Origin of the sequence: Desulfobulbus alkaliphilus, assembly GCF_016918545.1 — a bacterium.
Taxonomy (GTDB): domain Bacteria; phylum Desulfobacterota; class Desulfobulbia; order Desulfobulbales; family Desulfobulbaceae; genus Desulfobulbus; species Desulfobulbus alkaliphilus.
On the sequence record NZ_JAFFQC010000004.1, the window covers coordinates 98,027 to 113,376 of the forward strand.

At 56.0% G+C, this 15,350-nt stretch carries 14 protein-coding genes and 1 tRNA gene; 3 read left to right on the forward strand and 12 right to left on the reverse strand.

The features are described from left to right. Nucleotides 1–103: 103 nt before the first annotated feature. The 5 genes from metK to JWG43_RS03505 all read right to left on the reverse strand — a co-directional run bounded on the left by metK (nucleotide 104) and on the right by JWG43_RS03505 (nucleotide 5,904). Nucleotides 104–1,327, reverse strand: coding sequence for a methionine adenosyltransferase (gene metK, locus JWG43_RS03485; protein ID WP_240193360.1), 1,224 nt, complete (start codon nucleotides 1,325–1,327; stop codon nucleotides 104–106). A 597-nt stretch (nucleotides 1,328–1,924) separates the two neighbouring features. Continuing rightward, nucleotides 1,925–2,001 (reverse strand) — tRNA-Arg (locus tag JWG43_RS03490). 201 nt (nucleotides 2,002–2,202) lie between these two features. Next, a complete protein-coding gene (locus JWG43_RS03495) occupies nucleotides 2,203–3,471 on the reverse strand; it encodes a glucose-1-phosphate adenylyltransferase family protein (RefSeq protein WP_205241428.1) in 1,269 nt (422 codons plus the stop codon). Further along, nucleotides 3,468–4,721, reverse strand: a complete 1,254-nt coding sequence (locus JWG43_RS03500) for a glucose-1-phosphate adenylyltransferase family protein (RefSeq protein WP_205241429.1) — start codon at nucleotides 4,719–4,721, stop codon at nucleotides 3,468–3,470. The genes JWG43_RS03495 and JWG43_RS03500 overlap by 4 nt, the downstream gene beginning before the upstream one ends. 151 nt (nucleotides 4,722–4,872) lie before the next feature. Further along, nucleotides 4,873–5,904, reverse strand: a complete 1,032-nt coding sequence (locus tag JWG43_RS03505) for a DHH family phosphoesterase (RefSeq protein ID WP_205241430.1) — start codon at nucleotides 5,902–5,904, stop codon at nucleotides 4,873–4,875. A 449-nt stretch (nucleotides 5,905–6,353) separates the two neighbouring features. On the opposite strand from JWG43_RS03505, the gene JWG43_RS03510 reads away from it, so the two are divergent. The 3 genes from JWG43_RS03510 to JWG43_RS03520 are packed head-to-tail and all read left to right on the forward strand — an operon-like array spanning nucleotide 6,354 to nucleotide 8,850. Continuing rightward, on the forward strand, nucleotides 6,354–7,436 hold the full coding sequence (locus tag JWG43_RS03510) for an LptF/LptG family permease (protein WP_205241431.1): 1,083 nt from the start codon (nucleotides 6,354–6,356) through the stop codon (nucleotides 7,434–7,436). Then, nucleotides 7,436–8,191 carry a hypothetical protein gene (locus JWG43_RS03515; RefSeq protein ID WP_205241432.1) on the forward strand — a complete coding sequence of 252 codons (756 nt, stop codon included), beginning with the start codon at nucleotides 7,436–7,438 and terminating at the stop codon, nucleotides 8,189–8,191. Before JWG43_RS03510 ends, JWG43_RS03515 begins: the two co-directional genes overlap by 1 nt. Then, nucleotides 8,191–8,850, forward strand: coding sequence for an ATPase (locus JWG43_RS03520; protein WP_205241433.1), 660 nt, complete (start codon nucleotides 8,191–8,193; stop codon nucleotides 8,848–8,850). The genes JWG43_RS03515 and JWG43_RS03520 overlap by 1 nt, the downstream gene beginning before the upstream one ends. A gap of 280 nt (nucleotides 8,851–9,130) precedes the next feature. Here the strand turns inward: JWG43_RS03520 and JWG43_RS19880 are convergent, their stop codons facing one another. The 7 genes from JWG43_RS19880 to JWG43_RS03550 form a co-directional block, all read right to left on the reverse strand. Beyond that, nucleotides 9,131–9,265, reverse strand: a complete 135-nt coding sequence (locus JWG43_RS19880; RefSeq protein WP_275888420.1) for a hypothetical protein — start codon at nucleotides 9,263–9,265, stop codon at nucleotides 9,131–9,133. A gap of 109 nt (nucleotides 9,266–9,374) precedes the next feature. Then, nucleotides 9,375–10,103 (reverse strand): BamJ family beta-barrel-assembly machinery protein, encoded by a 729-nt coding sequence (gene bamJ, locus JWG43_RS03525; RefSeq protein WP_205241434.1) that lies wholly within the window; start codon nucleotides 10,101–10,103, stop codon nucleotides 9,375–9,377. Between the two features lie 239 nt (nucleotides 10,104–10,342). Then, nucleotides 10,343–11,641 carry a phenylacetate--CoA ligase family protein gene (locus tag JWG43_RS03530; RefSeq protein ID WP_205241435.1) on the reverse strand — a complete coding sequence of 433 codons (1,299 nt, stop codon included), beginning with the start codon at nucleotides 11,639–11,641 and terminating at the stop codon, nucleotides 10,343–10,345. A gap of 84 nt (nucleotides 11,642–11,725) precedes the next feature. Then, a complete protein-coding gene (locus JWG43_RS03535) occupies nucleotides 11,726–12,451 on the reverse strand; it encodes an ABC transporter ATP-binding protein (protein WP_205241436.1) in 726 nt (241 codons plus the stop codon). A gap of 45 nt (nucleotides 12,452–12,496) precedes the next feature. Beyond that, nucleotides 12,497–13,264 carry an ATP-binding cassette domain-containing protein gene (locus JWG43_RS03540; protein WP_205241437.1) on the reverse strand — a complete coding sequence of 256 codons (768 nt, stop codon included), beginning with the start codon at nucleotides 13,262–13,264 and terminating at the stop codon, nucleotides 12,497–12,499. Between the two features lie 21 nt (nucleotides 13,265–13,285). Next, nucleotides 13,286–14,416, reverse strand: coding sequence for a branched-chain amino acid ABC transporter permease (locus JWG43_RS03545; protein WP_205241438.1), 1,131 nt, complete (start codon nucleotides 14,414–14,416; stop codon nucleotides 13,286–13,288). Continuing rightward, nucleotides 14,416–15,345 (reverse strand): branched-chain amino acid ABC transporter permease, encoded by a 930-nt coding sequence (locus tag JWG43_RS03550; protein ID WP_338033224.1) that lies wholly within the window; start codon nucleotides 15,343–15,345, stop codon nucleotides 14,416–14,418. The genes JWG43_RS03545 and JWG43_RS03550 overlap by 1 nt, the downstream gene beginning before the upstream one ends. Nucleotides 15,346–15,350 lie beyond the last annotated feature (5 nt).

Sequence of the window (15,350 nt, forward strand, 5' to 3'; positions counted from 1 at the left end):
CAGGTCCAGCAAGGGGATGCCACGGTTCTCCCGTGCCCCTGGGTACGGACACCCAATAATCGCCACGATCGCCCGAGAGCTTGTGGTCTGAACATTCATCTGATCAGGCATGGCAGCCCTCCTTTTCAGTGGAGATAACTCGCTGGATCTGCTCCACCCGATCGGTCCGCTCCCATGGCAGGCCGTCCCTGCCGAAATGACCATAAGCGGCGGTCTGGGCATAGATGGGTCGGCAGAGGTCCAATATTGTGATGATTCCCGCCGGGGTCAGGTCGAATACCGCCCGGATTGCCTGCTCGATGGTGGTATCGTTGACCTTTCCTGTCCCGTGGGTATCAACGAACAGGCTCATCGGTTCCACCATCCCGATGGTATAGGCGATCTGGATCGTGCAGCGGTCAGCCAGACCGGCGGCGATAATATTCTTGGCCACATATCGGGCCATATAGGCGGCGGACCGGTCCACCTTGGATGGATCCTTGCCGGAGAAGGCACCGCCGCCATGGGGGCAGGCACCACCGTAGGTATCGACGATGATCTTACGCCCGGTCAGGCCAGTATCACCCTTGGGTCCGCCGATGGTGAATCGTCCGGTGGGATTGATCAGGGTCCGCATCCCCTGCTGGAGGTCCTTGGGGATGATCGGCAGAATAATCTGTTCCAGCACCTCGGTTCGCAGGATATCGAGGTTGATCTCTTCCGTATGCTGGGTGGAGAACACCACGGTCTCGACCGAAAGGGGGTGGGGGCCCCGGTAGCGGACGGTGACCTGGCTTTTGGCATCCGGCCGCAGCCAGGGGACCTTGCCGCTCTTGAGCAGGTTCGCCTGCCGTTGCACCATGCGGTGGGCAAGTATGATCGGCAGGGGCATCAGTTCTGGAGTTTCATTGCAGGCATAACCAAACATCATGCCCTGGTCGCCGGCACCGAGCCGGTCGTCCTGGTCCACCCCCCTGGAGATATCAGGCGACTGCTGGTTGAATCTGACCAGGATCTCACAGCGATCGGGATCGATCCCCGGGAAGGTGCTATCGTAGCCGGTGTCCCGCAGCACCTGGCGGACCAGGTTCGGAGCCGCTTCCCGGATGAGGTCGCTCAGACCCGGCGGGGTGGTACGGAACTCACCGGCAAGGACGACCAGGTTGTCGGCAAGGAAGGTTTCACAGGCCACCCTGGCTGTCGGGTCGCGCTCGAGAAACGCATCCAGGACGGTGTCCGAGATCCGGTCGGCGAGTTTATCGGGGTGTCCTGCAGAAACCGATTCCGAGGTGAACAGGTAGGGGCGACCGGAGATTTCACGGTCAATTGACAAGGTGGGATCTGACATGGCTCACTTCTCCTCTGCTCTGTAGTGTTGAGTGTGCGCATGGCGCCACACAGAGCAGGTCAGTGGGCCAACGCTTTAGCAGAATTTATCAGTCGCCCTGCAAGTTGTTGCTTAAATCGGCGACGCCCGGATTGCCGGACACAAAAAAAGCCCGCTTCAGCTTGACGGCCAAAGCGGGCAATTGCTTGTTTCTGATGAGCCCTCTTTTAGCAGTATTTATTAAGCGCCCGCAAGCTGAGTATCCAAATCGGCGCTGATGTTTTTATACAGAAGCCGGGCAGAGAGTTCAATATCTTTCTTTGCCCCTGTGGGCACCCGCATTCTGCGGATCAGGACTTCGTTCCGCAGAATGTGGATCGACCATCGATAGAACTGTGGGCAGCACCCCCGGGGGGCCACCCCCCATACACCCCCCGAGGGGCCCCAGGGGGGCCCATCAGAATAACCTGTAGCCTGTTGGATACCCGCGCTGAACGGCTGGCCCGTGATCACCCTTTTACTGCACCCGCATTCTAAAAAGTGGGCACAGAATGGGGACAAAATGAAGCAAAACACAAACAGCCACTTATCGACCGTTCGATAAGTGGCTGATATTATTGGTGCTCCAGGAGGGATTCGAACCCCCGGCACCAGGATTAGGAATCCTGTGCTCTATCCTGCTGAGCTACTGGAGCCTGTTGCCACATGCTTGTAAGAAATAATAGGCTATATTTGCACCTGGCTTGTGGCTGCCCGAGGGAAAATACCCAGCAACCGATTTCCTTGCAAGCATTATTACCTGCTGCAGCAGGGTTAACGCAGGTGATTCTCTGGCAGAAATCAGTTCCAGTTCTTTTGACCTGCAATCCTTTTCACAGGCCGAGGGAATCGTGTCCTCAGGTGGACTCGCCGTCGGCAAGAACCAGCTGGCCGTTGAAGGTGGGGTCGCGAAAACCGAAATTGACGATGCAATTGCGACCGACTTGCGCCCCGGCCGGTATTCTCGCTTCCTGACCAACCAGAGAGATTCCGGTATACAGATGTTTTGGGTATCTTTTATTGACCTCGGTCATATTGTCGCCCTGCCCGACCAGGGCACCGGGGCCGACATGCACCCGCTTGTCGCAGATGGTCAGGTCAACGACAGCGCCCTCTTCGATAACCGAATCATGGAAGATCACCGAATTGGTAACCATGGCGCCTTTTTTGACATGGACGCCGGGGGAAAGCACCGAATTGATCACCGTACCCTCGATGACGCATCCGGCGGCGATCATGGAAGAGGCCACCTTGCATCCGGCAAGGAACCGGACCGGTGCCCGATCCATCGCCAGACCGCTGTGTTCCGGGTTGGGATGAATTTCCCACTCCTCCGGGGCAATGCCGGAGTTTTCCCGAATAATGTCCATGTTGGCTTCCCAGTAGGACTGAATGGTCCCCACATCGCGCCAGTAGCCGTAAAAGGGGTAGGCATAGACCCGGTCCTCGTTGATGGCCCGGGGGATGATATCCATCCCGAAATCAACCTCCTGGCGATTACGGGCCAGGGTCCGGAGCAGGTAGTCGGTGTCAAAGACGTAAATCCCCATGGAAGCAAGATTGGTCCGGGGAATGGCTGGTTTTTCCTCCCATTCGACAATACGGTTGTCCGCATCGATTATACCGGTGCCGAACTGATGGATGTCCCGCTTCGGCACCACCATCATACCGATGGTGATATCCGCTTTCTTATGCAGATGATAGGAGAGCATGGCATCGAAATCCATCCGATAAATATGGTCGCCGGAAAGAACAACTACCTGGTCTGATGGATTTTTCCTGATAAAATCGATATTCTGGCGAATAGCGTCCGCTGTCCCTTTGTACCAGTCCGAATCCGATTCCCCCGTACGCGGCGGCAGGATTTTGATGCCCCGTGTCCGTCCGGTGAAATCCCAGGCTTCGCCGTTGCCGATATGGGCCATGAGCGAAAGCGGTTTGTACTGGGTGAGGACACCCACCCTGGTCAAGCCGGAATTCATGACATTGGACAGGCTGAAATCGATAATTCGATAAATTCCGCCAAAAGGCACCGCAGGCTTGGCCCGATGGCCGACAAGCAGATTCAATCGACTGCCGATACCACCAGCAAGAAGCAGCACGAGGGCATCACCGCTCTCTCTCATCGCAGTTCCTCCCCATCATTGAGATTTTTCAGTGGCCAGGATTCCGCGGCGATTCTGGGTCCCACCGTGCAACCACTGCCGATGCGAAACCCTTTGGGCACATTGTTGTTCCAACCGATAACACTGACCCTGGCGTGTTCACCGCCGTCGGGAGAGCCGATCCACACATCCTGGTTGTAAACGGTGTTGACATCGCTGACCACGCGGTTAAGCCGTGTCCCGGGATGGACGATGTTATCAAAGAAAAGGACAGAGTCGTTCACCTCGGCGCCGGCCAGCACATGCACGCCGGGAAACAGGATCGAATTACGCACGGTTCCCTCGATAATGCAGCCATTATAAGCAATGGAGTTGTCCAGGCTGCCCTGGCCACCGATCATGACCGGTTGGCGATCGGCGATATTTCGGTGCCCCAGATTGGTGCGGATCCCCCAGGCTTCCTGGTCGATTTTCGGCGCCGGGCCGAGCAGATCCATGGAGGTCTGCCAGTATTCGTCGATGGTTTTGGTGTACCCCCAGTACCCTCTGAATTTGTATCCATGAACGTTGTACTTCTCCCGCATCATCATGGGGATGATATCACGACCAAATTCGTAGGAGGTGCTTTGCTGGTTTTTTTTCAGCACATCAAAAAGAACCGAAGGCCGGAAGCAGAACACGGTGAGCGAGGCCCAGCGCCCCTTGGGCTCGGCAGGTTTTTCCTCGTAGGAGAGCATTCGGCCGCCCTCTTCATCGCCCTCTTCGATTTGAGCAACCCCGAAACGGGATGCGGATTCCGGAGCAACCTCGATAAAGGCAGCGGTCAAATCGGCATCCTGGGCGTCGTGGTAGCGGATCATTTTGCGGTAATCCATCTGATAGATATGATCACCGGATAACACCAGAATCAACGATGGACCGTAGTACTGCATGTAATCGAGGTTCTGATAGACCGCATCGGCGGAGCCACGGTACCAGTGCGGGTTATCGTAATCCTTGAAAGGCGGCAGGATGGATATGCCCCGGTTGCGGCCGATCATATCCCAGGCAGCGCCGGTGCCGATATGGTTGATCAGAGAATAAGAACGGTATTGACTGAGAATGGCAATACGCTCTATGCCGGAATGAAGCAGGTTGGAAAGAGGAAAATCAATGACCCGGGAAAAGCCGCCAAAGGGCACAGCGGATTTGGGCCGGTAATGCGTCAGAACACCCAGTTCATCGACGCGGCCTCCTGCAAGGATCATCGCCAGAGTTGAGGGTCTGTACATAAGGCACCATGCGAAAGGTTGTCACCAGCCCATGTCCGAAAACAGTTTCATGCCTCCGAAAGAAGGCTGACAGAAGAAAAGCTGTTGCCCCTCGATGATATTGCATACGCTCCAATCAAGCAAGCACTACTTGTCGCCCACCAACCGGATACTACTTGGCGGACGTGGTCAGCAGACGGATGAGAACCTTGGTGGTGAATTCCTTATTTTCCCGCAGCGGCAGGTTCTTGAGAGGGGCCTCCGCCCGGGCGGCCTCTTTGTGCCCGCCGGCGGGACCAAAACGGCCAAAACTTTTTTTGGCCAGTTTACCGGCATTCTTGCGATACCCGTCACAACGGAAAATCACCACCAGCTTGTCGCCATGGGTGCCCGAGACAATCACCCAGTCAAACGAATCGACCCGGTTGAAAAAATCGGCGATAATGACCAGAATATCGGGGGAGCTGACCTTGCCGAGGTGGACGTAAGCCCTACCCTTGCTTGTTTTCACGTCGTTGAGTGCGGTTCGGAAATATCGCAGTTCCGAGCGCCGCAATTCGGTAAGTTCGAACTTCCGCACCAGGTTGAGATTGGCGATGCCGAACAGATAACGAAAACTGATACTGTCGGCTGCCTGCATATTCTGCTTCTGGAAATTCTGGGTATCAACCTTGATGCCGTAAAACAGGGCTGTCGCCAGGGCCACCGATGGCTTGATGCCGGAAGCACGGAGATACTCGACCATCATCGATGACACGGCACCGTATTCAGGACGAATATCGATGAAATCCGCATCCCATCCGGTGGTGACCGGATGATGATCGATGACCGCATTGAAAGACATTTTTTCGAAACAGGCCAAATGGTTGGGCTGTGAATCAACGAGAATTTTTTTGGAATACTCCTTGACCGGCAGGGTATGGAGTCGTTCTATGGGGATTTTCAGCCGCTTCACCATGGTGACATTGTTGAGCCGCCGTATCTCGTTGGGATAACCGATGACCACGCTTTGCACGCGATAGCTGAGCAGACGTTTGAGGGCCATGGCTGAAGCAATGGCATCGGGATCGGCACTGATCACGATCAGCACCGTATCACTGCGCTCGAAAATGTTCCACAAGCCATTGAGCCGGGCTAAAGCGGAATTTTTACTGGCGCTGCGCGTAATATTGGTGTCAGAAATTTTTTCAAATCGTTTCTGCATACACAAAGCCTGGATCCGTGAGCGTTCGTCCGTGGGTCGGTTTCGATATCCGTGGCCGCTCGATGAAAGGACACTGTCTCGGACGGGTACGGGCAATGAAGATGGCGTGCGGATGGACGCCCCGAAGGGTGGCTGGTAAAGATATTATCAAGTATCCCACCGCAACTATAACCTGAGTACAGCACAATAAAACCCAAACAAGCGCCCAGCCGTCACGGAATCAGGACAGCGAACCTCAAGAGGGTGAGACCTTACCACAGACAACAAAGAAAGTGCAAGTGCCTGCAACAGGCAAAACCATGGTAACGCTTGACTGAATGCATCGCAGCGGGTACACCATGTGCTGATCATTTCCACTCAAGACCAACGGCGGCGCGATACCTGTACGTCCCCACAAATTCAACCCAGAAAACAGCCTCGTTCCAGCCACCCTTGCGCGATACAATCCCGTGACTCTTCTTAACCGCTACATCCTCTACAATTTCATCCGCAATCTCGGGATGATCATGGCCAGCTTCATCTCCATTTATCTGCTGATCGATTTTTTTGAAAAAATCGACAATTTTCTCGATAAAGGCAAGTCCATCGGCCTGATCGCGCAGTTTTTCCTGCTGAACATCCCTTTCATCATCGATCAGATGAGTCCGGTCTGCATTCTGCTGGCCGGTGTTGTCACCCTGGGGATTCTCAATCACAGCAACGAACTCATCGCCCTCAAGGCAAGCGGTATTCCCCTGCGCAAAATAACTTTGCCCATCATTGCCGCCTCCATGGTCTGCATCCTCCTCTTTCTGGCCATGGCCCAGTTCATCCTGCCGACAACAAACTCCACCACCAATCGTATCTGGAACCAGGAAGTGCGGGGCATGGTCCCACTGGGGATCTTTCGCCATGGTCGCTACTATTATCGCGGCCAGGAAGGTTTTTACTCCTTTGCCCGTCCGGATCCGACCAGGAATATTTTCACCTTTTTTTCATACACCACCTGGGATGAACACTATCAGGCCGACAAGGTGATCAGCGCCCAGCGGGCCGTCTGGGATAACGACACCTGGACATTGCGCCATGGCCAGACGCAGAAAGCCAGCGGGGACGGCAGGTTCACCACGGAAGTCTTCAGAACCCAGCATCCGACCCTGCCGGAACGGCCTGATCATTTTTTTGTTCCCGCCAACTACACCATGCAGTTGTCGCTGCTGGACCTGTACAGGGAAACCAGGGGCAAGGCGTCCCGTGAGGAAACCAATCGGGCCCGGGCGGAGTTTTACGGCAGGATTTCCTATACCATGCTCGGGCTGCCGCTTCTGCTGCTTGGCCTGCCGATGCTGCTGCTGATTTACAGGAAATGGGGCCGCGACCTTTCCATTGCCATTCCGGTCAGCTGCGGCATGGCCTTTGCCTGCTGGGGTGTGTGGGCCACCCTGCAATCCCTGGCCAAAGTCAGTTATCTCAATCCCATGATCGCCGCAACCTCCATTCACATCTTCATGGGTCTCGCCGGACTGTTGCTGCTGATGCGTGAGGATACCTGATGCCCGGACAGGTCGGAATCGTCGGTGTCCCCCCCCTGGTCATCATCGAAGAAATCCAACGTCGGGGGGACCTGATCATTGATCTCGACGAGCCCCAGGTTCAGGCACCAATGGATCTGAGCGCCTCCCGCATCCCGCGGGTATACTGTGCCATTCTGCGCACCGTAGTGCTGAATTGCATGCACCTCCGCCTGGACCGGCTGTACATCGATGTAGGGCCGGGAAAATGCGACTGCGCGCTCCATGTCGCGGAAATTCTTGCCGATATGCTGCCAATTCCGGTTATCCGTACCCGTAATCAGGATACCCGCTCCTTTGGTCACCCGCTCTGTACCGCGGATATGCCCCTGGTGGAAAAATTCACCCGAATCACCAGGGGAGTACAGTCAGCGGCACCCTATCCGGACCTGGATGCCTGTCAGCCTGTATGCGGCTTCTGGGGGGTCCCTCCCCGGGATTTCTCGCTGCTGTCCCTTTTTCCGCCGACCACCCATATCTTCGGCTGGACCAGGTGCATGGAAAATAAAACCCCTGCTGACCTGGCGCTGGAACAGCATTTTGACCCTGCCATTCCCACGGTTTTCTTTTCTCAGTCCTTCTGCGCCAAATCAGCGCTGGCCCAACACCTGGCGGCCAAACATCCCCGGGCCGTGGCCATTGACTGCGATGTCACCGCTGGAAGCTCAACCCGGGCGAAAATCGAGGCCTTTCTGGAATTATCAGGAATCGAACCGCAACGCGGGGGGGCAGACTGATGCTTCTCGCCGACTTCGGCACCTCCTACTGCAAAATTGTCGACACCACCAGCGACCGGGCCCCGCGGATCATGGCCACCCGGGAGCTGCAGCGCTCCTTTTGCGCTGACCTGGCAACCGGCCACAATGCCGCCCGCCGCAGTAAAAAAAGCATCAACGAATTGACCGCTCTGGCCAGAGGCGGCCGCCGCCTGATCAACCGCGGGGATTTCGTTCTTCTTGATTGCGGCAGCCGAGACATTAAATTCATCCGTTTTGAGGACGGCGAGGTGGCCGACATGGGCTGGAACGCCGAATGCGGCGCCTCCATGGGCTTCACCATCGAACTGCTGGCCGCCTATTATCGGCTGGATTATTCCGCCATTCCGGTACCGGAGACCGGATTTTCCATCACCTGCGGCGTTCTCGGCATGAGCCATATCTTTGATTCCGTGGTCATGGGTGCTTCGGAGACCGAAGCTGTGGCAAAATTCGTTCGCGGCATCGCGCTCAATGCCTATCGCTTTGCCAGGGAACCGAAAGAACTCTATCTTTCCGGCGGCCTCTGCGACAACCCGCTGTTTGTGGCCAGCTTTCCTTGCCAGGTCAACCCTTTGGGCCGTTTTGTCCTGCTGGAAGGCTTGCAGACCACCCTGGAAAAAAACTGCCTGGATCCGTGAGCGTTTGGCCGTGTGTCAGCTGTATTGCCTGTGCCCGTTCGATCAAAGTAAACTGTACAGCCGTCACGGATCCGGGAACCGGTAATCCCGCACCAACTCTCTCCGGGAGCGGATCTCGCCACCCAGGGACACTCACTCCCCACATTAGGTCCGGTGAGCCAGGATCCCGAGATGCTCCTGCCCTTGTCGGTTGAAAAGGGGCGACGACGCTGATACTAAAAAAACCGGCCATCACCCATGGTGATGGCCGGTTTTTTTGGTATCGATGCGTACCGGGCAATTATTTCTTTTTGTCTTTTTTCTTTTTTTTCTTCTTTTCGATCTTGTCCCGCAACGGACAGTCACTGCACATCTTTCCTTTCTTCAGGTAGGCTTGGCAGCACTTTTTTTTCTTTTTTTTCTTCGTCTTGCCCATATTTCGCCTCCTGTGGCAGCCGGGTCCGGCTACCGTCACCGTTCATCGATGAATCGATGACCAAGGGTGAATGAAAACCCGACAACCGGGCGCCTGACAGGAAAAGGCATTACTCCTCATCGAGGAGTGCACTGTCATCGGATTCCTGGATCTCCAGCAGTTCAACCTGAAAAATAAGCATTGATCCTGGCTCGATAACCGGCGGCACGCCTCGATCACCGTAGGCAAGGTCCGGCGGAATGTAGAGTTCATGAGTGGCTCCCACTTCCATCAGCGGCAGCGCCTCCTGCCAACCGGCGATCACCTGGTCCACCTGGAAAACCGCCGGTTCATTGCGTTTGTAGGAACTGTCGAACTCCGTTCCATCAAGCAGGGTGCCTGTGTACTGCACTTTGACCGTGTCCGTGGGTTGCGGCTTGGCCCCTCCCGCTCCTTTGTCCATCACTTTGTATTGCAGCCCCGAAGGAGTCTCGATCACACCTTCCCTATCCTTGTTGGCCTTGAGGAACTCTTCGGCTTCCTGACGATTTTTCTCGATCATGACCAGGGTTTCACGGATCTGTTTTTCCTGCTGGCTCCTGGCGAATTCCTGCTGCAGTTCCGCGATTTCAGCCGCGCTGAGCAACGGCGGATTGCCGAGATACCCATCCTTGATCCCCTGCTGCATCACATCCAGGTCAAAGGTGGCATCCAGGCTCTTGAAATACTCGCCCAGATCCAGGCCCATGGCATAACTCAACTTCTGTTCATCGCTCTGCAGGGAAGGGGCCGGCACAGCGGCAAAAGCAACCCCGGTAATACACAACAGGGCAGGCAGGCACATCAGATACGGTTTCATATACTTCTCCAAAATTTGCAAGGTGGTGATTGTTTGCTGTCCCTGTGAAGGGCCGGCAAAGGCTCGGAAACTCTGCCCCCTATACCGCGTCGGGTATTGAATCCTCGGATTTTCCGGCGCAGGGGCGACAAGGCCCGCACCTGGAATGAGAGGGGCAGGATGTTTCAAATTAAATATTTCCGTTAAACTATAAACACAAATCCTCTTTTGTGTTTCATTATTTCGCGGCAAACTGTGTTTTATAATTGCCGCTTGTCAACGACCCGATTGGCCTTGCCCTCGGAACGCTCAATGGATTTTTCCTCCACCAGTTTGACATCGACACTGACGCCCAGTTCGGCGGAGAGGCGGGATTTAATATGCTCGATGACCATCCGTTGTTTTTTCATCTCATCAAAAAACAGCGATTCCACCACCTCCACCAGCACGGTGATTGTATCGGCATGGTTTTCTCTTTCGATGACAATCTGGTAATGCGGCTCGGTTCCTTCCACTTCAAAAAGCACTTTCTCGATCTGGACCGGAAAGACATTCACCCCTTTGATGATGAGCATATCATCACTGCGGCCCATAACCCGCTGCATCCGCTTCAGGGTCCGGCCGCAGGGGCAGGGCTCCGGGATAAACCGGGTCAGGTCGCGGGTGCGGTACCTGATCATGGGAAAGGCCTCTTTGGTCAGGGTGGTGATGACCAGTTCACCGACCTCGCCTTCCGGTACCGGCTCCAGGGTGGCCGGATCGAGAATCTCGAGGAGAAAGTGATCTTCATTGATATGCAGCCCGTTGCACTCCTGACATTCACCGGAAACACCGGGACCCATGACCTCGGACAGGCCATAGTTGTCCGTGGCGATGATGCCCAGTTTCTGATGGATTTCCTGGCGCATGGCCTCTGACCACGGTTCACCGCCAAAGAGACCATAGCGCAGCGACAAGCCGTTGGGATTGACCCCCATCTCCATCATGGCATCAGCCATGACCAGGGCATAGGAAGGGGTGCAGACCAGCGCCGTGCTTTTAAAATCCTGCATGATCTGGATCTGCCGTTTGGTGTTGCCCGCGGAAATGGGGATCACCGAAGCGCCGATGAGTTCGGCACCATAGTGGAGGCCAAACCCACCGGTGAACAGCCCATAGCCAAAAGCAATCTGGATCACGTCGTTTTTGGTGACCCCGGCGGCGGTAATGACCCGGGCGACCAGATTCGACCATGTCTTGATATCATTACGGCTGTAGCCTACCACAGTGGCGCTGCCGGAGGTCCCTGAAGATGAGTGGACCCGGACCACGTCGCGCAGCGGCACGGCGAACAGGCCATAGGGATAGTTATCGCGCAGATCCTGTTTTTCGGTCAGGGGCAGCCGCTGCAGATCATTCAGCGAGCGGATATCATCGTAATTGAATTTCAGCTCATTCAATTTTTTCTTGTAAAAGGGAACATTCGTGCCCACCCGATAGAGGGTTGACTGCAGACGTTCCAGCTGCAGCTGTTCAAGGCCCTCTCTTGTCATGCATTCTATATCCGGTTCCCAAAACATAGGTTCTTCCCGTGTTCAAAGGTGGTCCATATGCAGCAGTCCGGTCCGCGACGGCCGCCGCTCATCATGGGTATGACCAGATGGTCAGGTGTGTTTATCCCGGCCGAGATAGGCCCGCTGGACATCGGAATTGGCAAGCAGATGCGCGGCCGGTCCCTGGACAATGACCTTGCCGACCTCGAGCACATAACCGCGATCGGCAACGGCCAGGGCCGCCTTGGCATTCTGTTCGATGAGCAGGACCGTATTGCCTTCCTCGCGAAGCCGGAGAATGATCTGAAAGATATCACGGACGATCAAAGGGGCCAGCCCGGTGGAGGGTTCATCCATCATCACCAGTCGCGGCCGGGACATCAGGGCCCGGGCCATGGCCAGCATCTGCTGCTCGCCGCCGGAAAGGGTTCCGGCAAGCTGGCGGCGTCGTTCCCGCAGAATGGGAAATAGTTCATACTGGTGTTCGAGTTCCTTGAGCACCGCGGCCCTGCCCTGCTCCCGCTGGAGAATATAGCCGCCGAGCTGCAGGTTCTCTTCCACCGACATCGGCGCAAAGACCTGCCGCCCTTCAGGAACCAGGGAGCAACCGGCGGCGACCATCTTGCCCACCGCTCCTCGGACACAGGTCTTGCCTATAAAATCGATCTCGCCACGCATGGGTTTCACCAGGCCGATAATGGTGTGCAGCAGGGTAGTTTTCCCTGCCCCGTTGGCCCCGATCATGGTGACAATCTCACCGCCGTCGACATGGAGCGATATGTTTTTCAGGACCCGCAGTTTACCGTAGCCGGCATCCAGATTTCTGATCCTCAGCATGGGGCGGCACAACTCCTACTGTCGCTGGTGAACGGGCCGGATCGATCACTGTGCAAAGGCATCGTCTTCTCCCAGGTATATTTTGATGACTTCTTCGTTCTGCTGGATATTAAGTGGACTATCTTCCGCCAGTTTCCGGCCGAAACTGAGGACCACGACCTCATCGGAAATGTCCATGACCAGGGACATGTCGTGTTCCACCAGCACCACCGTGATCCCCATATCCCGGATCCGCCGGATCAGGCGAGCGATTTCCGCGGTCTCGTAGATATTGAGGCCGGCAGCCGGTTCATCAAGCAGGAGCAGGCGGGGCTCCAAGGCCAGGGCCCGGGCCATTTCCACGGCGCGCTGCTGGCCAAAGGAAAGGCTGGTGGCCTCGACTCCGGCAAACTCGGCGATCTGCAGCATGTCCAGCAATTCCATGGAGGCGGCACGAATCGCCCGTTCTTCCTTCCAGGTCCAGGGCAGGTTGAACAGACCGGAGATAAAGCCGGCCCGGCTGCGCAGATGGCGGCCCACCATGACACACTCCAAGGCGGTCATCCCATGAAAGAGTTTGACATTCTGGAAGGTGCGCGCCATTCCGAGGGCTGCAGCCTGGTGCGGCTTGGTATTCTGAATTTCCTGCCCTTCAAAGCTGATGGTCCCGGAGGTGACGGGCAGATTGCCGGTAATAAGATTGAAGAGGGTGGTCTTGCCGGCCCCGTTGGGTCCTATCACCGCCTTGATGCATCCCGGTTCAACCCGGAAACTGACATCATTGACCGCATGCAGCCCACCAAACTTTTTATTGACAGATTTTAATTCAAGCACATCATCCTCGTTTTACTTCCCTCAAGACCCAGGGCTTTCTGCTGACCGGTGCTGCTTTTCCATAGGCTCGTTTCCGGACCCACGGGGAAAAAGACGATGCAGAACCGATTGTATCCGCAGGCTGAGGATACCATTGGGAGCAAAGAGCATGACCAGAATCAGGATCATGCCGAAAACGGCATCATCATAGACACCGAACACCCCACGCAGGGACAGGAAGGTCAAACCCACGCCCATGATCAAGATCCCCCAGAGATTGGTCATGCCGCCTACCGCCACCAGGGCCACATAGCGCACCGACTTCATCACCGAGGCCTCGCTGGGGCCGATACCGCCGTTATAGTGGGTCAGCATCACCCCGGCCAGAGCCGCATAAACGGCACTGAGCACAAAGACCCGCAGTTTGAAGCCCGCGGTATCGATGCCGGAAGCCTCGGCCGCTTCCCCGGAACCGTGCAGCGACCGCAATGCTCGCCCGGACCTGGAATCGATCAGGTTGAGGAGCAGAATCATGCCGATGATCAGGAAGCCAAAGGCCAAATAAAAGTTCATGACCCGCAGACCGAAGGCGCCGCTGACCACGATCGGTTCAAAGGAGCCAATGGCCGGCACCAGGGTGAAGGCCGGCACCCCGGAAATGCCATCCGCCGCACCGAAGTAGGGAGTGGCCAGCAGTATCCGGTAAATGATCATGCCAAAGCCCAGGGTCGCCATGGCCAGGTAATGCCCTTTCAGTTTGAGCACCGGAATACCAATGATCAAGGCGATCAGCGCGGCCATGCACATGGCAAAGAGACAGGCTGCCCAGGGCACAACGGTGAGCAGGGCTCCGCCGTAGAGGTCCACAGAGGGCTGCAGCAGGCCGAGGTTATCCAACAGCTCAACCAGGGGCCTGTCCTGAAAGGGCAGCAGGTTGTGGGTGGTGAGCGCCGCGGACAGATAACCTCCGATGGCGAAAAAACCGGCGTGACCAATGGAAATCTGTCCGGCATAGCCCATGAGGACACCGAGACCGATCACCAGCAGGCCGTAATAGGCGGCCATGGTCAACTGCGTCAGGTAAAATTGGGTCCCGGTCTGGGCGGTGTAGAGATGAATGCCCACCACCAGCAGGCAGAGACCGACGATACCGAGATGTTTCCGTTTTTTCATCAGAAATCCTTCAGCCGTGCTGCCTCGCTGGATCCAAATAGTCCGTGCGGCCTGATAAAGAGAATGAGCAGGAGAATGGTGATGGCCACCGCATCCTGAAAAGCCAGGGGGACCACGGAAATAGAAAAGGCTTCGAGGGTACCGAGCAGAATTCCGGCCGCCACCGCCCCGGGATAATTCCCCAGACCGCCAAGAATGGCCACCGTGAATCCCTTGATGGCCAGGGTTGTGCCTATGTCATACTGGGTATAGGTGATGGGGGACATGACGCATCCGGCCAGGGCGCCGATGCCGGCACTGAGCATGAAGGACAGGGTCACCATGTTGCGGGTACTGATCCCGCATAACAGAGCTGCTGTCCGATTAGCGGCACAGGCGCGCATTTCGCGGCCAACGGGGGTCATCTTGAAAAAGATACTCAAGGCGATCACCATCAGGCCGCAGGCTATGATCACCCAGAGCACCTGCGGCGAAAAACGGACACTGCCGATGGTAAAGGCACTGATTTCGTTCCCGTAAAAATAGGGGAGGCTGCGAATGGACTCGCCCCAGATGTGGAGGGCCGATTCCCGCAGCAGGATGGAAATCCCGATGGTGATAATGATCATCCGCAACACCGAGGGACTCTCCAGCCAACGGATGAAGCAGATTTCCATCAGAGCCCCGATCACCATGGTTATGGCTACAGCCCCGGCAATTGCCAGAGGCAGGGGCATGAAGGGCAACAGGGAAATCGAGATCATGCCGCCGAGCATGACGAACTCACCCTGAGCGAAATTGATGATCCCGGTGGTATTATAGATGATATTGAACCCTATGGCGACAATGGCATAAATGGAGCCATAGGTGATGCCGGCAAAGAGGTACTGAAAAAAAAGATCAAGACTCATGGTGAAGGAATACCCCGGTGGACACCAGCTGATGTCCACCGTTT